The sequence below is a fragment of the Bacillus mesophilum genome (genome assembly GCF_008923265.1).
GTDB classification, from domain to species: domain Bacteria; phylum Bacillota; class Bacilli; order Bacillales; family Cytobacillaceae; genus Cytobacillus; species Cytobacillus mesophilum.
This window is the reverse complement of record NZ_WBOT01000005.1, coordinates 107262-132475: the sequence shown is the minus strand read 5'-3', so window position 1 is coordinate 132475 and position 25214 is coordinate 107262. Positions and strand designations below refer to the sequence as shown.

27 protein-coding genes are annotated in these 25214 nt (G+C 36.1%); 19 read left to right on the top strand and 8 right to left on the bottom strand.

Translation table 11 applies throughout. The features are described from left to right. Nucleotides 1–720 precede the first annotated feature (720 nt). The gene (locus F7732_RS15950) at nt 721–2112 is read left to right on the top strand and encodes an MFS transporter (protein ID WP_240056657.1); all 1392 of its coding nucleotides are present in this window, start codon (nt 721–723) and stop codon (nt 2110–2112) included. Between the two features lie 677 nt (nt 2113–2789). On the opposite strand, the gene F7732_RS15945 is transcribed toward F7732_RS15950, so the two are convergent. Next, nucleotides 2790–3779 (bottom strand): DUF3231 family protein, encoded by a 990-nt coding sequence (locus tag F7732_RS15945; protein ID WP_151575004.1) that lies wholly within the window; start codon nt 3777–3779, stop codon nt 2790–2792. 842 nt (nt 3780–4621) lie between these two features. Between F7732_RS15945 and F7732_RS15940 the strand changes: the two genes are divergently transcribed. The 8 genes from F7732_RS15940 (at nt 4622) to F7732_RS15905 (ending at nt 13486) form a co-directional block, all read left to right on the top strand. Further along, on the top strand, nt 4622–5122 hold the full coding sequence (locus F7732_RS15940; protein ID WP_151575003.1) for an SRPBCC family protein: 501 nt from the start codon (nt 4622–4624) through the stop codon (nt 5120–5122). A 457-nt stretch (nt 5123–5579) separates the two neighbouring features. Continuing rightward, nucleotides 5580–6608 (top strand): LacI family DNA-binding transcriptional regulator, encoded by a 1029-nt coding sequence (locus F7732_RS15935; RefSeq protein ID WP_151575002.1) that lies wholly within the window; start codon nt 5580–5582, stop codon nt 6606–6608. A gap of 162 nt (nt 6609–6770) precedes the next feature. Beyond that, the gene (locus F7732_RS15930) at nt 6771–8033 is read left to right on the top strand and encodes an extracellular solute-binding protein (protein WP_240056656.1); all 1263 of its coding nucleotides are present in this window, start codon (nt 6771–6773) and stop codon (nt 8031–8033) included. 116 nt (nt 8034–8149) lie between these two features. Next, nucleotides 8150–9433, top strand: coding sequence for a carbohydrate ABC transporter permease (locus tag F7732_RS15925; RefSeq protein WP_151575000.1), 1284 nt, complete (start codon nt 8150–8152; stop codon nt 9431–9433). Next, nucleotides 9433–10275 (top strand): sugar ABC transporter permease, encoded by an 843-nt coding sequence (locus F7732_RS15920; protein ID WP_151574999.1) that lies wholly within the window; start codon nt 9433–9435, stop codon nt 10273–10275. Before F7732_RS15925 ends, F7732_RS15920 begins: the two co-directional genes overlap by 1 nt. Nucleotides 10276–10323: 48 nt before the next feature. Beyond that, complete coding sequence (locus F7732_RS15915) at nt 10324–12708, top strand: glycoside hydrolase family 31 protein (RefSeq protein WP_151574998.1); 2385 nt, start codon at nt 10324–10326, stop codon at nt 12706–12708. A 179-nt stretch (nt 12709–12887) separates the two neighbouring features. Continuing rightward, nucleotides 12888–13112: a hypothetical protein gene (locus F7732_RS15910; protein WP_151574997.1), complete on the top strand. Its 225-nt coding sequence runs from the start codon at nt 12888–12890 to the stop codon at nt 13110–13112. Continuing rightward, nucleotides 13109–13486, top strand: coding sequence for a hypothetical protein (locus tag F7732_RS15905; RefSeq protein ID WP_151574996.1), 378 nt, complete (start codon nt 13109–13111; stop codon nt 13484–13486). Before F7732_RS15910 ends, F7732_RS15905 begins: the two co-directional genes overlap by 4 nt. A 407-nt stretch (nt 13487–13893) precedes the next feature. Here the strand turns inward: F7732_RS15905 and F7732_RS15900 are convergent, their stop codons facing one another. Next, nucleotides 13894–14646 carry an alpha/beta fold hydrolase gene (locus tag F7732_RS15900; RefSeq protein WP_151574995.1) on the bottom strand — a complete coding sequence of 251 codons (753 nt, stop codon included), beginning with the start codon at nt 14644–14646 and terminating at the stop codon, nt 13894–13896. A gap of 322 nt (nt 14647–14968) precedes the next feature. Here F7732_RS15900 and F7732_RS15895 point away from each other — a divergent pair, with 322 nt between their 5' ends. The 3 genes from F7732_RS15895 (at nt 14969) to F7732_RS15885 (ending at nt 16272) form a co-directional block, all read left to right on the top strand. Then, complete coding sequence (locus F7732_RS15895) at nt 14969–15499, top strand: PadR family transcriptional regulator (protein ID WP_151574994.1); 531 nt, start codon at nt 14969–14971, stop codon at nt 15497–15499. Nucleotides 15500–15610: 111 nt separating this feature from the next. Further along, nucleotides 15611–15844 (top strand): hypothetical protein, encoded by a 234-nt coding sequence (locus tag F7732_RS15890; RefSeq protein ID WP_151574993.1) that lies wholly within the window; start codon nt 15611–15613, stop codon nt 15842–15844. 149 nt (nt 15845–15993) lie between these two features. Continuing rightward, on the top strand, nt 15994–16272 hold the full coding sequence (locus F7732_RS15885; protein ID WP_151574992.1) for a hypothetical protein: 279 nt from the start codon (nt 15994–15996) through the stop codon (nt 16270–16272). Nucleotides 16273–16666: 394 nt separating this feature from the next. Here F7732_RS15885 and F7732_RS15880 read toward each other — a convergent pair whose 3' ends face one another. From F7732_RS15880 to F7732_RS15860, 5 genes are all read right to left on the bottom strand, one after another. Next, nucleotides 16667–17059, bottom strand: a complete 393-nt coding sequence (locus F7732_RS15880) for a RidA family protein (protein ID WP_151574991.1) — start codon at nt 17057–17059, stop codon at nt 16667–16669. Nucleotides 17060–17345: 286 nt separating this feature from the next. Further along, nucleotides 17346–17882, bottom strand: coding sequence for an MEDS domain-containing protein (locus F7732_RS15875; RefSeq protein ID WP_151574990.1), 537 nt, complete (start codon nt 17880–17882; stop codon nt 17346–17348). 157 nt (nt 17883–18039) lie between these two features. Continuing rightward, complete coding sequence (locus F7732_RS15870) at nt 18040–18459, bottom strand: DUF3139 domain-containing protein (RefSeq protein WP_151574989.1); 420 nt, start codon at nt 18457–18459, stop codon at nt 18040–18042. Nucleotides 18460–18690: 231 nt separating this feature from the next. Beyond that, nucleotides 18691–19593: a sulfurtransferase gene (locus F7732_RS15865; RefSeq protein ID WP_151574988.1), complete on the bottom strand. Its 903-nt coding sequence runs from the start codon at nt 19591–19593 to the stop codon at nt 18691–18693. Nucleotides 19594–19823: 230 nt separating this feature from the next. Continuing rightward, entirely contained in the window at nt 19824–20666 is an 843-nt protein-coding gene (locus F7732_RS15860) for an SDR family NAD(P)-dependent oxidoreductase (RefSeq protein ID WP_151574987.1), read from the bottom strand. 132 nt (nt 20667–20798) lie between these two features. On the opposite strand from F7732_RS15860, the gene F7732_RS15855 reads away from it, so the two are divergent. The 5 genes from F7732_RS15855 (at nt 20799) to F7732_RS15835 (ending at nt 23576) form a co-directional block, all read left to right on the top strand. Beyond that, nucleotides 20799–21164, top strand: a complete 366-nt coding sequence (locus tag F7732_RS15855; RefSeq protein WP_161598899.1) for a MerR family transcriptional regulator — start codon at nt 20799–20801, stop codon at nt 21162–21164. A 167-nt stretch (nt 21165–21331) separates the two neighbouring features. After that, on the top strand, nt 21332–21925 hold the full coding sequence (locus F7732_RS15850; RefSeq protein WP_151574985.1) for a DJ-1/PfpI family protein: 594 nt from the start codon (nt 21332–21334) through the stop codon (nt 21923–21925). A gap of 93 nt (nt 21926–22018) precedes the next feature. Further along, nucleotides 22019–22528: a GNAT family N-acetyltransferase gene (locus F7732_RS15845; protein ID WP_151574984.1), complete on the top strand. Its 510-nt coding sequence runs from the start codon at nt 22019–22021 to the stop codon at nt 22526–22528. Nucleotides 22529–22708: 180 nt separating this feature from the next. Continuing rightward, nucleotides 22709–22903 (top strand): DUF3953 domain-containing protein, encoded by a 195-nt coding sequence (locus F7732_RS23100; RefSeq protein WP_338024125.1) that lies wholly within the window; start codon nt 22709–22711, stop codon nt 22901–22903. 223 nt (nt 22904–23126) lie between these two features. After that, a complete protein-coding gene (locus tag F7732_RS15835; RefSeq protein WP_240056655.1) occupies nt 23127–23576 on the top strand; it encodes a GNAT family N-acetyltransferase in 450 nt (149 codons plus the stop codon). Between the two features lie 353 nt (nt 23577–23929). Here the strand turns inward: F7732_RS15835 and F7732_RS15830 are convergent, their stop codons facing one another. Continuing rightward, the gene (locus tag F7732_RS15830) at nt 23930–24259 is read right to left on the bottom strand and encodes a tRNA-binding protein (protein ID WP_151574982.1); all 330 of its coding nucleotides are present in this window, start codon (nt 24257–24259) and stop codon (nt 23930–23932) included. Nucleotides 24260–24483: 224 nt separating this feature from the next. Here F7732_RS15830 and F7732_RS15825 point away from each other — a divergent pair, with 224 nt between their 5' ends. Together F7732_RS15825 and F7732_RS15820 are read left to right on the top strand one after the other, a co-directional pair. Beyond that, entirely contained in the window at nt 24484–24690 is a 207-nt protein-coding gene (locus F7732_RS15825) for a DUF5316 family protein (protein ID WP_151574981.1), read from the top strand. 45 nt (nt 24691–24735) lie between these two features. Beyond that, the gene (locus F7732_RS15820) at nt 24736–25182 is read left to right on the top strand and encodes a GNAT family N-acetyltransferase (RefSeq protein ID WP_151574980.1); all 447 of its coding nucleotides are present in this window, start codon (nt 24736–24738) and stop codon (nt 25180–25182) included. The last annotated feature ends 32 nt before the right edge of the window (nt 25183–25214 follow it).

Here is a 25214-nt window from a genome sequence, read left to right as displayed (position 1 = left end):
GTTGAATGAATTTAGGTTATGAGTTTCTTCAACTTTTGGTGGGTTAGTCCAGGAAGGGTGAAGCGAATAATAATGGATATCCAAATGAAACTAAAAGAGTTCCAATTCATCCAGCTTATAGTCCAAGAGTCTTAAAATATAGGGGAATACATTTTTATTGGGAGAGGTAGAGAAAAAGAGAAGCAAGTCAAAAAGATTTAAAAAATATTTTAAATCATTGATAATGACGATATTCTTAATAGTACTGCAGTATACACTTATCATTCTAAAACCCTTAAAAGTAAAAAAATACATGAAATTGAACTTTTTATGCCTGTGCTATAGACTAAAGTTATAGCAAATTAATAGAGTGGTTTATTAGGGACAGTGAGAATTTGGCCCTTCAACAATATCGATATATTGTTGAAAAGCTAAGCATAGCTCTATTATTAAAGCTGTGGCTGCCCTTTATGTGACAAGCCTAATATTAGTAAAGCAGTACGAGATATGAGATAGAATTAGGGAGTACTTTGTTAATTAGGACCAACAAAGGATAGTTTTCACTAAGAGGAAACAGAATTATTATTTTACACAAAAATGCTTTTCGAACAAATGGAGTCTATTAACAATCATTTTAAAAAATAACAAGTAACAGAAATAATGAAGTTTTCCTTCGTCTCAACATTATGGCTTCACTATTGAGCCGGATCCTGCAGAGAGGAAATGAAGGGAGGAATGGATTTGCCTAAATTCAGCTACAAAAGGAAAGAGGCTAATAAAAGCTTTTTCAATCGGAAGCTGATCGCCCCGATGGTGTTGGGGTCCATTTTAAACCCTATTAACTCTTCAATCATTTCGGTGGCATTAATTCCCATTGGGCAGGCTTTTGATGTGCCGCCTTCCCAGACAGCATGGCTGGTATCTTCCTTATATCTTGCTACGGCGATTGGACAGCCAATTGTCGGAAAGCTGATTGATTTATTCGGGCCAAGACTCCTCTTTTTAATTGCCACATCCTTAGTAGGTGTTTCAAGTTTAATCGCCGTATTTGCACCTAATTTTTGGTGGCTGGTGGCTGCCAGGGTTCTGCTCGGCTTTGGAACCTGTGCAGGTTATCCTGCTTCTATGTATTTAATCCGGAGTGAAGCAGAACGGACTGGTGAGGAAAGCTCGGGGAGTATCCTTACCTTGCTTGCGATAGCGAGCCAAACCATTGCAGTGGTTGGACCTGCCTTGGGGGGAGTACTCATTGAAGCTGGCGGCTGGCAAAGTACTTTTATCGTTAATATCCCACTGTCTTTGGCTTGTATAGTCTTGGGATACTTCCGTTTTCCGAGATCAAAAGCGAGAGAAGAGAAAAGCTCTTTTTCCATCGATTATATGGGTATCATACTCTTTGGGATCACTCTGATTTCGACTCTTCTTTTCTTAATGAATCCAGGGTTGCATAACGTCTATTTATTGATGATTGCCATCATTTCCGGTGCGCTCTTTACCTGTCTTGAGTTGAAAATAGACCATCCATTTATGGACTTGCGAATAATCGGCAGAAATGTTCCTTTGTTATTTAGTTATAGCAGAGGGCTGCTTTCGGCAACCGTGTCATACAGTTTCCTGTACGGCTACACTCAATGGCTGGATATAGGCAGGGGGCTGGCTCCTTCACATGCGGGCCTGCTGCTGCTGCCGATGTTTCTAACATCCATCATTGTAGCAAAGATGACCGGAAAAAATCGCGATATCCAAAGGAAATTGATTGTTGGGATCATCATTCAGCTAATCGCTACCGCACTGCTGCTATTTACAGATGCGTCCAGCAGTCTCATCTATCTTGTGATCATAGCGGTCCTATTCGGAATTCCCCAAGGCATCCTGAATTTATCTATCCAGAATGCCGTATATTTTCAGGCTTCTTCCCAACAGGTGGGTGCCTCTGCTGGATTATTAAGAACCTTTATGTATATGGGAGCCATGCTTGCTTCAGCGGCCATCGGCATGTTTTTAAACCCCGAAGAAATCACGAAGGGTCTCCATCACCTAGCCATGTTTAATCTGGTGATTTGTTGTATTTTACTTGTCACCCTGCTGGATCGCTCATTAAGTAAAATGGGAAAAACAAAGCATTTTATATAAATATTTACTATTGATTTTTATCTGGAGACGAATGTGGTTTTCAATATATTCTTCTTCTGTTTTACTGCTATTATGCTTCCAGTCAATAGATGCTTTTTAAGCGAGTAGTGAAGTGTCTAAGTTATCAGTTTTTTTCTATACTTGACTACCTGTAATAGCAGGTTAGTTGTAGAAGGTAGACACTATTATTGAGTTGATTAGATGAAATATACTTGTCCATGTAGTGGTTTAAAACATTAAATGGATAACCTCTGGAACCTTATGTGAAATCTACTTTTGGGAAGATGGTATAGTTCCATATGTTGACAATGGTTAAGGTGGTGCGAATAACCCTCTTTAAGGTAAGCACATTAAAACTATATTTTATTTGGGGTTTGTGAGGAACGCATCTAGAGTTGGTAAGAAAACCAAATGAAAAAGATGTAAAAGATCATAATTGGAAAATGATAAAGTTAATTAAGTAATGTTTGCTTTCCTTAAATAAAAGGAAAGCCTTTTTCTTATGTCGCTATATGAGCAGGTCAGTTGAGGGAAGGATAACAGATAATTCCATGAAATTATGTGTAAATATAGTTATCATTCACTATCTAACAATTGAAAAATACATGGTGTTGTAGCATATTACAACATACAATTTTACCGTTTTAAATGCTCGAAGCCTTATACCAGTGTTTTTCTCAATCGGAATTAGGTTGTTTTTCAAACCATCCGTGTTTAACCATAATATTGTATGAAAAGGCACCAGCCTCCATTGCATGAGTAAATACTTTAGAATAGTTTAAGATTATATCAGTTCTTAAGCTGGAACCTAAAGAAGCACCATAGTAGGTAAGAGCTGCATTTACTAAAAATCCCGCGTGAAACATGATCAATTTGTCAGAAAATGGGCTTACAGTAGAATTAGTAATCTCATCATCCCATTTCTCAGGGATTGGTAAATGTTCCTCTTGTAAGATTGCATCAAAACTTTCAGCATCTTTCCCTGCTAATTTCACGTTTTTTAACATAAAATTACGAACGTCTTCACGGACCGCGACCTGACTAAAAGCCAAACTTAAAGAGCTTATAAATCCAGTTTTCGTTGAATTAAAGAAAAGGGTGCTGATTTCCGAACTATTTAGTGGTCTTTTGTCTCCGATCAAATTAGAAATGAATCCTGGTGATTTTATAAATTCTACCCCATGGGGTGAAGAAATAGAAGGGACACTTCTATATTTTGACTGGTTTATTGCTAATTTTGTTATTTTTTGAAACAATTCCTTAGATGAAACCGTACAATCAAAAAAATAATTTTGAAGGTCTTGCCGTTCTACGTTTGTAACAGCTAAGCTATATGCAGTTAGCCCATGAATAGTCATAATATAGGAGTAAAAAAGTAAAAACTGGTCAGAAAACAAACGAGGGGCATTAACATTCACATCATCTTCAGTAAATCCAAGTGGGATTTGGAAATTAGCACTTTTTAAGAATTCAGTGATTTTTGTAATATGTCCTTCAGCTAACTGTAATGCGTTTTCTAATATGGGTTTTATCTCTTTGTCTTCAACAATATTAAGAAAATATTTGTAAACACAGATAGCCATACTATCACCCAAATATTGTAGCCAGAGAGCAGATACCTCTGCAGCAGTTAAATTGTTTGCTTTTGATTTGCCGAAGACACCCAAAGAAAATACCTCCAATGTTTCATTTTTTCTGAGAAGAAATGTACTTCAACTATCGGGTAACGTTAGTTGATTAAAGAGTTACCATATGCTCGTATTTTCCTTATAGAATTTATCAAAAAGATCGGACTAATTCCCAAGAACATGGTTATTAAGAGTTTTACCAATCAGAGATTAATTATGTGAGTGGAATCATTATTTCCTGCACATTAAGAAGAAATTGTGAATTACTAAAGAAACAGAGGATTATTGAAGAAGGAAGTCAGTCGTGTTAAGGGAGAAATTAAAATAAATTACTTAAGAAATTGGAAATGTGATATTTTAAAAGTTGTATCTTTATAAATACTTCCCCTGTACAAGCCATCTAAAGGAAACCAAACTGCCATTGTATTTCAGTAACCACTTTTGAAGCTAAGCTAACAATTTAACATTCAGAAATTTTTATTAAGAATGGGTAACATCCAAGAGACCTTTCGGATAAACATTGTCGATTGTTGGAAGTAATTGGAAAATGCTGATTTTGTATCTATTTTTTGAAAATCAACCCGTTCCGCTTTAATGATTTGAATAGAAGAATAGAAACTATTACCTTTAAACAGTGAGTTCCCAACTTAAAGATTGGAAGCAGATGGGATGGTTATATGGATTGTAGGGGAACATAAAAAACACCATTAGTCTATTGTTTATATGAATTGTTTTATCTCCTAACTATAATTCGAAAAGTATCCTATATCTGGTATACTGTTATTTTGAATGGCTACTATCCTTTTATTAAGAACAACGTTTAAATATGAAAATGTAAGAATGAATTAACAAAATAATAATCGATGAAGAGGATGGTTCGAATGACAAAAACATCAGTAACAACACTTATTATGAAACGCAAATTTGATGTTCCTGCAGAAAAAGTGTTTGAAGCGTGGACTTTCGCAGAAATACTTAAAAAATGGATGTTCACCATGGAACATACGAATAAAGTGGCAAAGAGTGATCTTCGTGTCGGTGGAACATGGGAAATTATTGATCACCGAAATGGGAAAGATTACAGAGCTGTTGGAGAATATAAAGTTGTGGAACCACCAACGAAACTTGTTTTCACATTCAAAATGCCTCAATTTAGTGATTTAGAAGATGACATTACAGTAGAAATCCAACCGCTTGTAACAGGCTGTGAAATGAGCTTCACACAAGAAATCAACGTAATCCATGAAGAAGGTTGGACCACACAAGATATTGAAAAAGCACATGAAGATTGGAAAAAAGAGACCGAGCAAGGTTGGCATTATATGTTTTTAGGTTTGAAGGAATTAGTAGAAACAGGAAAAATTACATATCCATCATTTTAATATAAATTAAAGGTCACAAAGTTTTTGCTTAAATTGGGTAAGCCTTTCAAATGAAAGGATGTTGGTAAAAACTTTTCTTAAATAAGAAGGGCTTTTTATACCCATACCAAATGATGTATGAAAATCTTTAGAAGAGATTGTGAAGTTTTCTACTTAGACTAACTTGTGCGTTAGTCTAAAAAGACTAGAATCTTAAGATTTTAAACTTCCAAATTATAGGAAGTTTAAATTTTTATCTGCATCAATATTAACTGTAACAGAGCCTTTATAAGAAGCTTATGTTTATGTGAATCTGAGTTGGGTCAAGGACCCAGCCCCCACAACCCTGCCAAAATCCACCCAAGAAATCCAAATAATCAAAAACCAGTCTGAAAACCCTTACAATTTTCTGTTGACATTCCAACAACTAAGGATTAAATTGATAGTAATAAGTTAATCGGTTAACCGGAGGTCGAAAATGAACAAAAAACCTACGATTAGAGACGTAGCGAAGCAAGCAGGAGTATCTCCAGCAACCGTTTCATATGTATTGAATGATGTGAAGAAAGTCTCTGATAAAACAAAAGCAGTAGTACTTGAAGCGATTGAACAATTGAATTATTTTCCTGACTTCACCGCAGTTAGTTTATCGAAGAAGAAGTCAAATTTAATTGGAATCATGCTTCCGATTATAGAAGATTCACCTGCATCGGTCTTTAAGAACAACCTTTATTATAATGAATTTGTTAGCGGCGTGGAGCTGGTAGCACGTAATCGGAAATTTGACACAATGATTACTGGTGTTGGAGATCTTGATGAATGCAAGAATTGGATTATGAAAAGGAATATCGATGGTTTGATTATTTTAGGGATGTTTCCTGAAAGTCTCTATAATGAATTGAAAAACATAAATATTCCTATTGCTCTTATTGATACATATGAAGATTATACGAATCTATTTAACAATGTAAAAGTAAACGATGAATATGGCGGATATTTAGCAGCAAAGCATTTAGTGGAATTAGGACACAGAAATATTGCATTTGTTGCAACGAATCTTGCAATGAGTCCAGTAGACAGAAAACGGTATCAGGGGTTTGAGGAAGCACTCAAGGAAGCGGGAATTCAGCCTAGCAGCAAATTCATATTCGAAACACATGATATTACATTTGAAGATGGAGCAAAGGTGGGGAAAGAACTTCTGAGCTCTGACCATGGTATAACAGGAATAGTTACAGTGTCTGATGTTCTGGCGATTGGGATTATTAAAGCGATTCAGCAAGAAGGTAAACAAGTTCCTGCGGATTATTCAATCGTTGGATTTGATGACCTAAGTATTTGTAAATACATCACACCGAGTTTAACAACCATCAGACAAGACATCTTTGAAAAAGGGAAACTAGCAGCTGATCAGCTGGTTAATGCAATAGAATCACTTAACTCTGAACAAAAAACAATTGAAATGCCGGTTGAACTTATTGTAAGAGAATCAACACGAAGCTTATAAAAACTTCATCTGAAAAGTGCTATTTATAAAAGTAGCACTTTGTTATTGGACTATAATTTAACCGGTTAACCAATAAAGGAGGTGGTAGGTACAAAAAAAGCGCAAGCGTTTTATGTCACAATGATTGTTTCACATTTCAACTAATTATAAGGGGGAATAGAAGTGAAGAAACGTTTTCTTGCATTAATATCGATATTACTGATTTTATTTTTAGCAGCGTGTGGACCTGATCGAACCAATACAAGTGAAGATCAAGAAGGAGATCAAAACGAAAATAATACTGAAGCAGAAAATCCTGAGAGTTTATTGATTTGGGCACCTGTTGATCAAGCACCTGATATAGAAGAGATTGCAGCAGGATATACAGAAGAGACAGGAATCAATGTAGAAGTTCTTCCATTTGCAATGGACGAACAAGAAGAAGCCATGTCACTTGATGGACCTTCAGGTAATGGTCCTGACTTGTTCTTCCAGCCTGGAATTGGAAGCTTATCAGTAAAAGGTTTAGTTCAGCCGATGACTGTGGATCAGGAAGTTCTTGATACGTATTCTGAAGGTTCTGTAGAAGCGTTAAGTTATGAAGGTGAAGTCTATGGTTTACCGGCTGTCGTAGAATCACTGGCTCTATACTACAATAAGGATCTTGTTCCAGAAGCACCAGAAACGATGGCAGACATCGAAAATATTGCAGCGAATTTAACAGATGCATCAAATGATGAATATGGTTTCCTTTATCCGGCAACAGATTTCTATTTCTCTTTCCCATTCATGGCAGGTTACGGTGCTGACATTTTTGGAAAAGACGGAGATGTTTTTAATATTGATGAGCTTGGATTGGCAAGTGAGAGCGCAGTAAAAGGTGGAGAATTAATTCAGGGTTGGTTTGAAAACGGATACATTCCGACTGGTATTACGATGGATGTTGTAGGCGGGTTATTTAATGATGGTAAAGTTGGTGCTGTTATAAATGGTCCTTGGGCTTTAGCTGAGCACAAGGAAGCCTTAGGAGATAAACTAGGGACGGCTCCAATTCCAAAACTTGAAAACGGTGAGCACCCAGTTACTTTCTTAGGGACGAAAGGATGGATGCTATCAGCATACTCAGAGTATCCAGATGCAGCTACTGACTTAGCAATCTATTTAACCAATGAAGCTTCATTAAAGGCTTATTTTGATAGTACGGGTGAAATGCCAGCAAACTCAGCTATTTTAAGCAGTGAAGAATTCCAAAACGATCCATTATTAAATGGATTTGCAACACAATTAGAAAATGCAAACCCATTCCCGCCAGTTCCTGCTCTATCTGCTGTTTGGGATCCTATGGCTGACGCATTAACCTTCATTACACAAGAAGATGATGTGAAGGGAAGCTTGGAAGCTGCTGTAGATACAATAAATCAGGATATTCAGCTTAACTATAAGTAATCATTCACAGCTTAAATGTTATCCTGCAAAATGGATAACATTTAAGCCCATTATGATGAGTAAAGACGAATATTTAAATCCATCAATGCCTTTTAAAGAAGAGGGAGGGGTGCGAAATGGCATCTGATCAAACTCGATCACATAGCGTGAAAATAGCCACCTTGCTGTCCATCATACCAGGCCTTGGACAATTATATAATAAACGTTTTATCAAGGGGACAATATTCCTTATACTTTCAGCAGCCTTTTTAATCGTCTTTTATGACATCTTGAACATAGGATACTGGGGACTGTTTACCTTAGGTGAAATCCCAGCAGTTGATGATTCGAGGCTGTTATTAAGTCAGGGGATTATCGCGTTAATATTAACAAGCTTTGGATTGACCTTCTATATTGCTAACCTTTTTGATGCGCGCAGAGACGCAAAAAAAATACAGGATGGTTCAGCTATTACTTCAATCAAAGAATCATTTTTAAATGCATGGGATTCATCTTTTCCATATTTACTAGTAGGTCCAGGTTTGTTTTTATTAGTATTTATCGTTATTTTCCCATTATTATTTATGGCGTTTCTGGCGTTTACAAATTATACGCTGATGAATTCGCCGCCAAAGAATCTATTAGATTGGGTAGCCTTTGATAATTTTACAGCTTTAGTAACGATTCCAATGTGGAGAAGTACATTTCTCTCGGTTTTGTCATGGACGCTCATTTGGACATTTGTAGCAACAACCATCCAGATTGCATTAGCTATGTTCCTTGCTGTTATCGTTAATGACCCAAGAGTAAAAATGAAAAGATTAATCCGAACCGTATTGATTTTACCGTGGGCAGTACCGGGCTTTGTCACGATTCTAATCTTTACAGCGCTATTTAATGATAACTTTGGTGCTATCAATAGAGATATTATTATGCCTCTATTCGGCGACGGAATTCCGTGGCTGAGCGATCCTTTCTGGACTCGAATTGCTTTAATCGGTATCCAAACCTGGCTGGGCTTTCCGTTTGTATTTGCTTTATTTACTGGTGTTCTTCAGAGTATTTCAAGTGAATGGTATGAAGCGGCAGATATGGATGGTGCCAGCCGTATGCAAAAATTCAGGTTCATTACATTTCCGCATTTAATGTTTGCAACTGCACCGCTGTTGATCATGCAATATGCAGGAAACTTTAATAATTTCAATTTAATTTACTTGTTTAATCAGGGTGGACCTGCCGTACAGGGGCAAAATGCCGGAGGAACGGATATTTTAATTTCATGGGTATACGATCTGACATTTCAATCAAGTCAATTCAGTATTGCAGCAGCCATCTCCTTAATACTCGGTCTAATCGTCGCGATATTTGCGTTTTTCCAATTTAGAAAAACATCCACATTTAAAGAAGGGGGAGAAATGTAATGAATCACAAACTAAAAAACGGCTTAGAATTAACCGGTATTTATGGGTTTTTACTGGTCATGTTTATTATCATTCTATATCCCCTGCTTTGGACATTTGGACTATCCCTCAATCCAGGGTCGAGTTTATATGGTGCAGATATCATTCCTGATAACTGGTCTTTTAAGCATTATATTTGGTTATTTACAAATCCGGATAGTGATTATTTAATTTGGTATAAAAATACGCTTATTGTCGCAACGGCGACTTCTATTGGATCCACGATTTTTGTTTCATTAGTAGCTTATGCTTTTTCAAGATATCGCTTCTTTGGCAGAAAGTATGGAATTTATACTTTTCTATTACTGCAAATGTTTCCTGTCTTAATGGCAATGGTAGCGATTTATATATTATTGAATCTAGTTGGTTTGCTGGACACTCTGTGGGGATTAATCCTGGTTTATATTGGCGGGTCCATTCCGATGAATGCTTTTCTAGTAAAAGGCTATTTCGATACGATCCCTAGAGAGCTGGATGAATCTGCAAAAATGGATGGAGCCGGTCATTTTAGAATTTTATTTACGATTATGCTTCCGCTGGCAAAACCAATTCTTGCAGTTGTCGCTTTATTCAATTTCATGGCTCCATTTATGGACTTCATCTTACCAAGAATTATTTTGCGCAGCCCGGAGAACTTCACTTTGGCATTAGGACTTTATAACTTTGTGAATGCACAGTTTGCCAATAACTTTACAAGGTTTGCTGCCGGATCCATATTAATTGCGATTCCGATTGCGCTCGTTTTCCTTATGCTTCAGCGTTATTTAATTAGCGGACTAACATCCGGAGCAACAAAAGGTTAATCATAACGAGTTATAAATAGTCAGAAAAAACAGCGAGGAGGTTACAAAATGCAAGATACTAGTTTTGCGATTTTACCAGAAAACGAAAAGAAATTAATAAATAAAGATTATAAAAATATGGGTGCACTTGTTTCCTATCATTCTAAAGAAAATAACTCAGTTGAGCTTCAGTGTGAAAACGGCTATGTTTCCATTCAATTTTATCGGGATGATATTGTCCGGATCATTATGAACCCTAAAGGGGTACCCATTCAAAAATCTACTCTAGCAGTTATAAAGGAACCTGAAGAAGTTAAGGTTACGATTGATGAAGATGAGAACGAGTTAACTCTTACGTCTCCAAAATTAAAGCTTGTCATCAATAAAGTTTCCGTTTTAGTATCGATCTATGATTCAGAGGGGCAGTTAATTGTCAGCGATGCAAAAGAAGGAATGGGTTATACCAGTAATCAAGAAGTGGTTTGCTATAAGAAAATGGATCAGGAAAATCATTTTTATGGATTTGGCGAAAAAACAAGCTTCTTGGATAAACGCGGCGAAAAAATGACGATGTGGAATACGGATGTTTATGCACCACATAACCCTGAAATTGATGCTCTGTATCAATCAATTCCTTACTTTATGAGTATTCGAAACGGTATTGCTTATGGAATTTTCTTTGATAATACATCGAAGACGGTTTTTGACATGAAATCATCGGCAGATATGTATTCATTTTCAGCTGAAGCTGGTCAATTGGATTATTACGTATTCGCTGGACCTTCCCCAAAGGATGTTCTGGAACAATACACAGACATCACAGGAAGAATGCCGCTTCCGCCCAAATGGTCATTAGGTTATCATCAGTCCCGTTATAGCTATAAGTCCGAGCAAGAGGTAAGGGATCTGGTAGCTGCATTTAAGGAAAAAGACATTCCGTTAGATGCTGTCTATCTGGACATTCATTACATGGATGGCTATCGGGTATTTACATTTGATGAAGACAGATTTCCTAATCCAAAAAAATTAATTCAGGAGCTGAAGGATGCAGGAATACAGGTGGTGCCAATTGTAGATCCGGGCGTAAAAGAAGATCCTGAATATTACATTTATCAAGAAGGCGTTAGAAACGATTACTTTTGTAAATATATTGAAGGAAATATTTATTTTGGACCTGTATGGCCTGGAAACAGCGCATTTCCTGACTTTACAAGCAGTGAGGTTCGAAAATGGTGGGGCGACAAATATCAATTTTATACCGAAATGGGAATCGAAGGTATCTGGAATGATATGAATGAGCCAGCCGTCTTTAATGAAACCAAAACAATGGATGTCAAAGTAATCCACGAAAATGATGGTGATCCTAAAACGCATCGTGAGCTGCATAATATTTATGGTCTTCTTATGGAAGAGTCAACGTATGAAGGGATGAAGAGGCAGCTTGATGGAAATCGTCCTTTCTTATTAACTCGTGCAGGGTATGCGGGTGTTCAGCGCTATGCATCAGTATGGACTGGGGATAATCGCAGCTTTTGGGAGCATTTGCAAATGGCCATTCCGATGTGTATGAACTTAGGGATGTCAGGTGTACCATTCTGCGGGCCGGATGTTGGAGGATTTGCACATGACTCTAATGGTCAATTACTGACTCGCTGGACACAATTTGGCACATTTACACCATACTTTAGAAACCATAGTGAACAAAGCACGATTTCTCAAGAGCCTTGGTCGTTTGGTGAAGAGTACGAAAAGGTAATTAGAAAGTATATTCAGGAACGATATGTATGGCTTCCATATTTATATACTCTATTCAAGGATGCTAGTGTTACAGGTGTGCCGGTTATGAGGCCGCTTGTATTGGAATATCCGACTGATAAAAATACTTTTAATTTATCAGATCAATTCATGATTGGATCTGACATGATTGTCGCCCCAATCCTTACACCTGATACGTATCATAGGGTCGTTTATTTACCTGAAGGGAGCTGGGTAAATTATTGGACAGATGAAAAGCTAGAAGGCGGAAAACATCATCTCGTTGAAGCGGACCTGTCTACACTGCCGATTTTTATACAGGAAGGTGCAATTCTAACACACGGGACAGTAAAAAGCTCAACAGAAACAAAAGAAAGTGAGCTGACTGTTCATATTTATCCAGCAGATGGCCATTCATCCTCTTTCACCTACTACGAAGATGATGGGAAGTCATTTAAGTATGAAGAAGGATCCTATTTTGAATGCAAATTTAATATCGAATTTAAGAATAATAGGTTGGAAATTACAACATCCTTAGCACAAGATAAATATGATCCGGACTGGGAGAAAGTTCAGGTTATTGTACATGGAATAAGCGATGAAGCCGTCATATTACTTAATGGCACAGAGCAGGGAAAGGTTGAATCCTTAGGCAGCAGCAGATATAAAATTTTGGCTGGAAAACAGGACTTTAAATAATTTCTTTACAAGAAGGGGGGCTATGATTAGCTCCTCTTTTTATTAGGTGTGAAATTGAACAAATACCATGACCTCAGATTTTTTCTTTTTACGAAAGAGACAGAGTTACGGAAGAAATGGTAAAATAACAAAAGGAAAAATTAGGAATTATTTAGCTGTTCTGAAAGGAAGTGTTTTCTTTGGATCAATTAGCGTTAGGGTCAATTGGAATCTGGTTAGGGGTATTCTCAGCGATTATGTTTACTGCATGTCTTTACTTCATCCTTACATACTTTGAGCATCTCAAAAAGAGTGATGACCGACTGACAAAACAATCAAAGCTATTTGCCGTTATTACTCTTTTCCTAGCTTTGGGAGCACCAGGGTTTTATCAACTTTATATTTTCAGCCAAATGATGTCATGAGTGAAAGAGAAAGAAAGATTAATACCTGGATCATCTACTCTATAATCACTCTCGTTACAGTTGGTGTACTTTATTACATGCACATTTATAAACCCAAAAATTCAATTGAATTGTATCAGGAATTGACTTTCTCAGACAGTTATGAGGAAATCCAAAACCTAATCTTAGACGGGTATGAAGAAAATTTTTCTGAAGAGGATTTCGAAAATATTCAAAATAATACTGCCATAAGAGTCGGGCAATTCTCACTTTTTGAGTATCACAATACATCTTATATCATTATGACTTCTCCAGGAACTGAAAAATTAAAAGTACTTGCTGTCGAAGAGTTACCTGAGGATATTCGGGAGTTTTTTATGGGAATAGCGAATTAGGTTTTCCCCTGAAACTAATGCTAAAAATGGATTCTCAAATACCATTATCTTCAAAATGAGTTGTTTGCTATCATAATAATCTAATTAAATGATAGTTTTGTGAAGACAGTGCCAATTTGCATGTATTGCAGAAAAAGGGGCTGGGACAAAACGAAATTAATATTTCTAAAACACGAATATTCAATATCTTGGTTTCGGTATCTAATCAAGTCCGCTCCATTTCACTCATGTAAAAAAAATATATTTTATAATTATAAATAAAAAACCGAATGATTAGAAAGATGACCTTCCTAACCATTCGGTTCAATAGGTGTGTTAAATACTTATGTCCCTGCCTCTTTCTTCTATTAAAATATATAATTTGTTTCGATTAATTTATCGAAATCAAACCGACCGGTTTTGATCTTTCAATCTTGGCTGGTAACTTCATCACTTTCAAGCCATTTCACAATGGATTCAATGATCGTGTCTTGTTGTTCTTTTACAGTTAATTGAGCTTCGTTGTCACCAGATTGGCTGCCATATACGCCGAAGTAAGCATGGTTTCCGCCTTCAATTTCAAAGAATGTAGTGTCTGCTGGCAAGTTGGGGCTATTATCTTTTATCTTTTCTGGCGTGCTTAAGCCATCCTCTGATCCGCTAATAGATAAAACGGGCAAGTTAGACTCATGTAAAAAATCGTTGCCGGCTGCATAAGCGCCAAGTAGTATCAGTCCATGAATTCGATCTAAGTTTTGATCTGCATACATCGCTGCTGCTGCGCCTCCCATTGAATGCCCGGCAATATACCATTCAGTGCTGTCATACTGATCTAGTATTTCATCTGCCTTCGCAACATCAAATATCGGCAAATTTAATCTAACGGAGGGAATAGCTACTGAAATATTTTGCTTAGATAATTCTTGAGCCAAAAAGGCATATGCTTCAGGCTCAACCTTGGCGCCAGGATAAAAAATAATGCCTCTCTCAGCATTTTCAACGGTATTGAGATACCAGCCATCTTCTAAATCTCTGACTTCCTCCACTGCGATTTGATTAGAATCAAGTGCCTTGTACGTATCTTGAGACCATATAAAAAAGGCAGACAAGCCCAAAATGACCAATATACATATAGTAGAAACGATGATGAGTAACTTTTTGCTCTTGAGTAATTTTTTCATTGTATGGTACCGAATTATTCCAAATTAAGGTGGCTTAAAATCGGTTGCTAGCCCACTAAATTAAGAATAATATTCCTTTCTTCTGTTTTTCTTGTGATGTAACTTTCGTTTGCTGCAGGGATAACACATGAATGGGTAAATAGCTGTGTGGCTCAAAAAGAATGCTCACATGGCAATGCGAACAAACAAAAGTGTGCTATTTTATTTTATATGTCATTTTAGACATATGAAACTATAGTTATAATAACCAATGATTATGAATATGGTCAAGTATCTATGCTATAATTTCAATATTGATAAAATAGTAAGGAATGGATCTAGTATGAGCATACGTTATGCTTTGTTAGGGATAATCTCTAAAAAACCAGTCACTGGTTATGATGTGGTGACTATTTTTAAGCAAACAATGATTTATTTTTGGAGTTCGACTCATAGCCAAATCTATAAAGAATTGCATAAAATGGAAGAGGAAGAGCTAATCACTCATCAATTAGTCATTCAAGGTACATCGCCAAATAAAAAAGTATATTCTTTAACCGATAAAGGGAAGAAAGACTTAATCCGCTGGGCCATTGAAGAACCTTTAAAACCAGCAAAGATCAAAGATGAATTTTTAATTAAGACAACGATCTTCCCTATTCTTTCTGCGGAAGAAATTAACCAATTGCTAGATGAGGTTATAGAGAGAGAACAAAGTATTTTAGCAAAAACAAAAGAGTGGAAAGAACACTTTAACAGTCAGGGAGACTCAGACATAGGCACGATCTTAACAGTCGAATACGGAATCAGATATTCGGAAATGTATCTGGAATGGTGCAAGTGGGCCAAACAAATGATTCAGGATAAAGCGTAAGGAATCATTGTTTTTCAGGATAAAGGGCTTTCTATTGGCAGGAAAGCTTTACTCTCTCATTCGTTCTATCAATATTTTGCGGTTGTTAACTATAATAGTGGAGGTCGCATGATGAAAAAAATACTCATTTTATTTACCGTCATTAGTGTATTATCAGCTGGCTGTTCTCAGCAGGAAGATAACAATTATTCTGTATGGATTGATGCATCAACTTCAACGCAAGCAAGTATCGATTCAGCACTAGATAGACTGACAAACTCAAACGTTGAATTTATTGTTGATGAGAATGGAGATATATTATTAAATGCTAAAGAGATGGAAAAGGCTGTTATGTGCTGCTCATAATTTTCGTTGCATTTATGGATCACGAAGACTTGTAAACGGCTGTTCACTAGAGAAGTTAAAGAGGTTCCGCAGAGTGAAACTTTTACTTCATAAAAACGTATAATACAATGAAGGCTATCCGAATGATATACATAGAGAGGTGAACGAATTTGGTTGTCTTTATTATTTTAGCGGTATTTTCTATCCCTTTTTTCATTTGGCTGTCATTAACGTATGTTGGATATAATAAGGCTGGTCAGGCAGACTCAAAGAGAAAAAGTATATATTTTGGATTCATGATTACGATCCTTCTCTTTAATTTTATTAGTAATAACTTATTTTCATTAAATGCCTCAAACGGGCTGCCGATCGTGGTTTCAATGATCTTTTTATTTAGTATTTATATGTTGATGGCTGTAGCAAAGGCTAGAAGAAAGGTTATCAGGTAAAGTTCAGGTATGAGCTGGATTTAAGCACCCTTTTTGTAAAATTTAGATGCTTAAAATGATACTAAAAAGGCTGGGACAAAACGAAATTAATATTTCTAAAACACGAATATTCAATATCTTGGTTTCGGTATTTAATCAAGACCGTTCCATTTCGCTGCGGACCCTCGCTTTCCGCGGGGAGCAAGCTGAGCCTCCTCGTCACTTCGTTCCTGCGGGGTCTCACCCTTTGCTCTGCAGCCCGCAGGAGTCGAGGGCCCTCCGCTCCATTTCACTCATGTAAATAAAATATATTTTATAATTATAAATAAAAAACCGAATGATTAGAAAGATGACCTTCCTTACCATTCGGTTCAATAGGTGTGTTAAATACTTATGTCCCAGCCTCTTTTTCTTACTAAACCTCTGCACACCATAATTCAATTTCAATTTTTAATTCAGGCCATCCTAATGCAGAGATATAGGCAACTGTCATAGATGGGTAGGCAGTACTGAAGATCTCATCCCACTGTGGATAGAAGTGATCCCAATCTATTTCCTCTGTTGCCCAGATGTTCACCTTTATAACATTTTCCTCAGTTAAACCTTCAGACTCAAGAACTTTTTTCATATTAAAGAAAGTATTTGTGATTTGCTCGTTTATGCTTACAGGCACATTGCCATCCATGTCCGTTCCTACTTGACCGGATGTAACTATTAATTCCGCACCCTTTGGTACTCTGGTAATATGGCTGTAGTTACCGACTGGTTTAGGCATAAACTCAGGATTTTTTCTCGTGATTTTTTTCATGCTATCCCTCACTCACTATAGATTTTCTGCTTATTTCTTCTGTTTTTTACAGACTAATCCAATTCTAGATTGATCTAAAAGAAAACAGCAGTTGAGTATCCATAGCCTGAAGATAAAAATAAAAGTATTTTCTTTTTCATGACCTGGACACTTCCTTTCTTATAGTGTGTGAATATATTTTATATTCGAAAATAGTTTTAGATTCTATTATTTATTACATTAACAAGTCTTATTTGTCAAAAATTAATTTTACCATATTGGAAAATATATATATGATCCTTAGCGTTTAGTCTTTCTCTTTCAAAAGGAAGTTATGGCAGGCAAGCAGCCCGTCTTTAAATTCTCTACTAACCCTTCTAGAATCATATGCACAAACGGAAAGAAGATTTGTTTGCGCTACAATGTCCTCTGCCTCATGTTCAGAATCCAGCAGTTTACTGACTTCGTGCTCATCCCGCCATTCCACATGTGCCCAGCTTCGAATGACTAAATCAAGTTCAGAGTAATCTCCAATGACGTTTGGAAGAAAATCAAATACAGAATTAATTTGAAAGTCTCCGCTGGCATAGTAGAAATCATAATTATTAACAAAAATCACTTTGTCTAGCTGACCATTACTCATTAGTGCTGTGAGTCTATTTTTAATCAAAGAAATATTGCGATCATTTTCCACAATGATACAATATTCATTCTTTTCTAATCCTGAAGTAATAAAGTCAGTCACATATTCAATATACTGATTTTGGTTTTCGTGAAAATATAAAACATGTCCCTTGGTAAGGGCTTTAATTTCATTAACTTCTATTATATGTCTACTTTCCACTTGTGCACCCCATTGATTTAAATGTATAAGAGCCTATTTAACAACTTTAACATACATTGGGTTTGAAAGGGGGCAGAGTATTTTAGTCTGCTAATGAACTAGAGTTGAAGGAGGGAAAGCCAAGCAAAATCGGTTGAGGATCATCCTCCTATTCCAGCTATTGATTATCATAAAGGTACACACAATCATTTTCCAAGTGCTTTGATTTATTTTTCTTATCATAATAATTAGTCGGTTTTTGTGTTGAATAAATCCAGTTCCGCTCACAAAACTGCTTCACTTCTTTCCCTTTTTTGGTTAAACCATAAAAATAAGTGAATTCTGGTTCATCTTTAAATTTAACCATGTAATGGCCATGATAAAAATCCTTATTGATCGAGATATTTGGATATACAGAGTGTGAAGAAGCTAATTCATCATCTGAATAACCTTGTTCCTCTAAATAAGCGGGAATATACTTGTCTGTTAAGTATTCATGAATCGGATTTCCATTGTTTAAAAAATATATAACTACTAAAGGGGGTAACAGCAGAGCAATACATACTACTGCTACTGTCCAAATGAAATATTTTAACAAGCGTAACACCTCTTCTTCTTTTATAGTGTAATATTACACTATAAATAACAAGTGTTACAAACTCCTTATTTTTCCAAATAAGACATGTCAGTTAAAGGTAATTGTTACTATGACTAGTGAATGGGATTTATACTCTAAGCTATAAAGGTGAATTATTAAAAAAGGGATAATAAATGATCCAAAAAAAAGAAGCACTAGCTACAGAGCCATGCTTCTAATTAAACGGTATATCTACTCTTTTGGATTGGTTTCTAATGGAAGTGACGGGTCTTTTGCCCATTCGGTCAGTGACCCGTCATAAACGGCTACATTTTTTTGTCCCAATTTATTTAGTACTAATCCTGTCCAAGTAGCTGCAATGGCACTGCCGCAATACGTGATGACTTTCTTATTTGGATCAAGCGCTCCAGTTTGTTCAAATATTGCACGCAACTTTTCATCATCATAAAGCTCCTTTGTATTCGGATCAGAAAGTGCACCAAAGAATACATTGACACTTCCAGGAATATGCCCAGGTCTGCCATAGGTATTTACATCACCATTATAATTTGCCTGTGATAAACTATCGAGGATTACTGTATTTTCATCGTCAATTGCATTTAGAACTTCCTCTTTTGCTGCAAATAATTCAGGTTTTCTCACTCCTGTAAAATCCCCTTTTGGATAGGAGCCAGGCTCGGTCGTAACCGGTCGGCCTTCTTCTTTCCATTTGGGAAACCCTCCATCCAGAACAGCAACGTTATAATATCCTTCATATTTCAATTGCCAAGCAAGGCGTGACGCCCAATCGGATGAGATAACTTCTGGTTTATTGACGATAGCTCCTTGATCATAAACAACTACATAAGTGCCTTCGCCAACACCAAGTTCACTAATTTTTTTTACAAATCTTTCGCGGGAAGGCAGTGTAAAGGCATATTTTGCATCAGGGTCCGAAAGCTCCTTGTGTAAATCAGCAAATACTGCACCAGGAATATGCCCCTTTTCATAAGCTTCATTTCCTGACCAGACATCGTAATATCCATCCTTTTCAGGATTTTTTAAAAATGTCGTTGCATCTAGTAATCTTAAGTTAGGATCATTTAATCTGCCTGCAAGCCATTCTGTTGTCACAAATAAAGGTACATTTTCCATTTTAACCACCTCTTTAACAATTTATATAAATACAATAATACCTATGCCTTTACTCGGAGTTAGGATCATAGTAACCCATCGTTTGTACTTTTTCAAATCATCTGAATTATATTTTTAATAGAATCTAATGCCATAAAAATAAAACATTGTATAACCCTGCTATACCAAATTTTATATGTTAACGATGTAAACAGACTGCCAAGAAAGATTTAGCAGTCTGTTTGTTTAAATCATCGTGATATGTACTCATTTTCATAGATTGTTTTTACCTGTGATAAAACGGTTGCTGCATGCTGTTTAAATTTAAAACTAGCTGGCTTTTTATTTGAAATATACACTCCAGCCTGGTCAGGAGAAATCTTCAATCCAGCATATAGCCGGTCTGCCCCCGTACTTGGATGAGGTCCAAATAATTGGATAAATGGCTGAATAATTAGTGGCAAACCACCGTTTCTGCCCTTGCGCATGGTGTTGTTATTGCCTGGATCAATGCTGATTAATGTAACATTCTCTTGCTTTAGCTCTGGCGCCAATGCATACGTCCATAAGGTAACCGCTAATTTTGATGTGGCATAGGGACCAATCAGTTTCTGAAATTTCTCTGGTTTCGCCAGCTCTTCTGGAACGAAAGATTGTTTAAATTTAAATGCATTTGTACTAGTCTGGATAACAATAGCCGGATTACCCCTTTTTAAAAGATCTAGAAATTCCATGGTAATGATAAAAGGAACAACAGTTTGAATTTCATAATGCAGTTCACGCCCTTGTGGTGAAAAGCTGAGTTCTGCGAAACTGCCTCCAGCATTATTGAAGAGAGCATCTAGCTTTGGTTCCTTTTCTTTTATTTGCCGCAATGCCAATTTAAGCTGTTTAAAATCAGACAAATCACAACGATAAATTCTGATATCCTTCAGGCGAATTCTTTCTTGGAGCTCAAGGTCTTCTTCTGGGAAATCAGACCGGATTAAAGCAGCAACCTGCCAGCCATTTTTAAGTAACTTCTTCGTCAGCTCCAGCCCAATTCCACTATTTGCTCCTGTAACTAGTGCTGTCTTGCTTTTTATTTGCAACATATAATTGTCCTCCTCATAAGTGAATGAGTGTAGTATAAAACCTGGAGTTAACTCCAGGTCAAGCGTAAAGAATCAGCTTTACATGCCGTGAAGACCATTTTTATAATGAAATAAATGAGAAGGAGGAAGAGGATGTATACAATCAAACAGGCAAGTAACCAAACCAATTTAAGCATTGATACGATACGATATTACGAAAAAGCGGGCTTGCTCCCTGAGGTAAAACGGCTTCCAAATGGACATCGAACCTTTTCTGCTGCTGATATTGAAAGAATACGACTAATACTCTGTATGAAAAAGGCAAACCTTAGTTTAGAAGAAATCAAATATTATCTTGATATTTCAAAAACAACCAATATGACTCCTGAAATGATAGCAGGAATGCAGCAGCAAAAAGAAAAAGTTAAAAATCAAATAGACCAGCTGCAGTCTGTTTTGAATTTTATTGATAAAAAATTAGTGGAAGGAAGCTGGCTAAATATAGAGCATAGTTCTTAAAATGTTTAACGGCCAATTCTATAAATGACATCAGAGCGAGTTGGGGATGAAAATTTTTGTAGATTAGTAAGCTATATAGAATTAAATGCATAAATCAATTAATGTCCTTTACTTACTTGCCTATTAGCCATTTAGAAAATTTTTAACTTAGTCATGGGGGAATCGAAATGGTGGAACGAACAGTGGGAATTTTATTATTTAATGAAGTGGAAGTTTTAGATTTTGCTGGACCATTTGAAGTTTTTTCTCTGGCGACTTTACCCGATTGTGATAGGAAAGCATTTAAAGTTAAAACAGTTTCTCAAGATGGAAAAATGATATCCGCGAGAAATGGTCTGAAGGTAACTCCAGATTATCATTTTGATAATCATCCTGTGTTTGATATCTTGATTGTGCCGGGAGGGTACGGTGCTGAAGAAGTTGAAATTTATAATACAGAAGTAATTCAATGGATAACAAAACAACAATCAAAAGTAGAATTTATGACTTCTGTTTGTACAGGGGCTCTGCTTCTTGCAAAAGCAGGTATTTTAGATGGAAAAAGGGCTACAACCCAGTGGATGGACATAGGGAGAATAGAAAAAGAGTTTCCCTCAGTATCAGTACAGCGTGATGTGAAATTTGTGGATGAAGGGTCAGTTATAACTTCGGGGGGTATTTCAGCAGGGATCAATATGTCCTTTCATTTAATTTCACGTCTATATGGAAAATCCGTATCAAAAGGAATAGCTAAGAGAATGGAATACGATATTGAAATATAATTTAATACTACATACAGCTGTGAAAACCAGGTAGCCTTTCTTATGCGATTAAAGGGCAGGCTAATGAAGATTAGATGGAAGAAGGTGCTGGTCGTGAAGATACTTGAAACAAAAAGGCTTTATTTAAGAGAATTCGTTTTGGATGACAAACTAGAATTATCAAAAGTTCTGTCTGATCCAGAATCCATGCAATATTATACAAAACCATTTCATTTGGAAGAGGTGGAAAGCTGGATTACATGGAATCTTGATAATTATAAAAAATATAATCACGGATTATGGGCAGTGATTTTAAAAGATGGTGAAAAATTCCTTGGAGATTGTGGGATTACCATGCAATTGATTGATAAAGAAACTGTTCCAGAGATTGGCTTTCATATTATTAAAGACTATTGCAATCAGGGTTATGCCACAGAAGCTGCAGATGCTTGTAAGGAGTATGCTTTTAACGTATTAAAATATCCGAAAGTGTTCTCCTACACGACACTCAAAAATATTCCATCCCAAAAAGTAGCAGAGAAAATAGGAATGCAGATATACAAGGAATTTGAAAAAAATGGAGAAAAACAAATTGCCCAGGTAATATATAATACGAATGAGTAACTAATTGTTTATTTTGTAACAAGCTGTTGTATATATTTTAGTTCAGCTGCTGAATTAGGCAGCTTCTTTTATTTCAATAACCAGGTTAGTTAATAATTAACCGGATAAATATGGTAAATTGGGTTGGAGGGGGGAGTTAGTTTGTTAAAGTTATTGCACATTATTTTAGCAATAATAGTTATGTTACTTGCAGGGTATGGACTGATTACTGAAGATTATAGGTTACAGCCATATATGCTTTTGTTTCTAGGATTAACGACATTGGTGATGAGCTTAAGGGAATTTCAAGAGGGAAAAAAAGGTTTCTTCTGGTTCAGTATAGTGGTATTTCTATTTATTTTATATGTAGTCATCCAAAGCTTCTTGTTGAATTGATTGGTGATTATATTTAACAGAATAGAGGGGCTTTATTAATGTTAATTAACAAAAAAATAGTGACATGAAAAATATAAAACTATCTATGTATTGAGCCTTTAGAAGAGTTGTATAGTGGGTTATGTGATTCTCTTTTTATATGATCTTCATGTCTTTACTTCGAGCTTCATACTGTGAACACCTATAAGCGGGACTGAGCTTTCAATCGAAAGGAGAAAAACATTTGAACTTTGAATACGTTATTTTTAATTCAATCCCTGATGATCATGTAGCAGATGGGATTTTAGAATTACATAAAGTTATTTTTAGTACTAACGATAATTTGTTAAGCAAGATGGAAAGGAAATCTAAACTGCTGGTTATTACTGCGGTGTATGATATGAAGGTGATTGGTTATAAAATCGGTTATGAAATTGATGCTAATATATTTTACAGTTGGCTAGGAGGGGTAGATTCTAATTACAGAAACTACGGCATTGCATCGAACTTAATGCAAAAACAGCATCAATATTTAAGAGAAAATGGATATCATATAGTTCAAACAAAAACAATGAATAAATGGCGTAATATGCTGATATTGAATATTAAAAATGGATTTGACGTTATAGATACTTATATTGACGAAAAAGGATTACATAAGATCATACTTGAAAAGAAATTACTTGGCGAATAGGTGGAAGGCTAGACAACTGATTTCACACAGATGTAGCGGGCAGGGAGAAAAAGGAACTTACATTCGGAGGGGGAGGATCATGGAAATGGCTGTTTATCTTACTTTCCTATTTTCGCTGATACTCCCCAGCTTATTTAGAAAAAGAACCTTAGAACACAAGCGGAGAGATTCCCCTTATTTACCTTAAAAAGAGCACAAAAATGAAAATAAGCGGAAAAGCTCCGTCTATTTGGAGGCAAGATGAATAACAAAATGAAGATTAGTGGATGTATTCAACGGCAAAATGAACTCCAAAATACATATAGCCTGAAACCGCCCTTTATTCCTTAAAGATCAAGACTTATCTCTTTTCCTTATCCTAATCGGTCGCCTTTTTTAACTTTTTGTTCAGGCTGTATTAGCACAACACCTTGGTCTGAGTAAGTCCCCATTACTAAAACCTCTGACTTAAAGTCAGCAATTTTCATAGGAGGAAAATTAACTACACCTAATACTTGCTTGCCAACTAGTTCATCTAGACGATAACGATCTGTTATTTGAGCACTGCTTTGTTTAACCCCAATTTCGTCACCGAAGTCAATCCATAATTTATAGGCTGGCTTTCTCGCTTTGGTAAACTCTTCTGCTCTAATAATCTCACCGACTCTCATATCAAGTTTTTGAAAATCTTCAAATGTTGCCATTTTTATTCCTCCTTAATGAAATTCTTTAAAGCAAAACGCCTTTAAAATGAGCAGCAATTCGAACGAAATAATACAAGTATAACATGTTATTTTTTGAAATAATAAAATATTCTGAGTGAAAAATGGAGCATTATGCCATTAGAGGAGTTATAGTATAGGTAGTGGAAAGACGGTAGATAAAATATACAATCCAATAAAGTAATGAAATGAAGGAGATGAATAAAATGGTTCAGCTCTTCCTAATTATGGGTATATTATGTATCTTAATATCCGGCATTTTTATCGGTGCATGGACCGATGGAAAACAGCAGCGAGCAAATTTTCATTCTGAAACAGAAGAGCATCGAGATTTCAGAACCAAGATTGCAATGTACGCTGGTCTTGCCGGAGTCATTTCATTAGCAATATCCGGTTTTATTTACCTTTTATAAAAATATTGTCATACAATTCTAATTTAATGGGGAGAGGAAAATCAAATGGAGATCTACCAAGCTGAACTGAAAGATTTAAAAGAAGTATCCGTGTTATTTAATAAATATCGTATGTTTTATCAGCAGCCATCAGATTTAGATGGTGCTTTAGCTTACATACAAGAACGCCTAGAAAACAAGGATTCTGTTATCTTTGTTGTGAAAAATGAACAAGGCTATGCAGGTTTTACTCAACTTTATCCCACATTTTCATCTGTCAGCATGAAAAGGGCATGGATTTTAAATGACTTATATGTAGATGCAGATACCAGAAAACAAGGGATAGGAGAAATGCTTTTGCAAAAAGCAAAAGACTTTGCTGTTGAAACAGGTGCGAAGAGCATTAGTCTGGAAACTGCGCCAGATAACATTGCTGCTCAAAGATTATATGAAAAAAATGGTTATATAAAGGAGTCACATTTTTATCGTTATGAATTGGGGTTAGCTAAATAGTTACCTTATTTAATTTTTTCAGATCAAGCTGC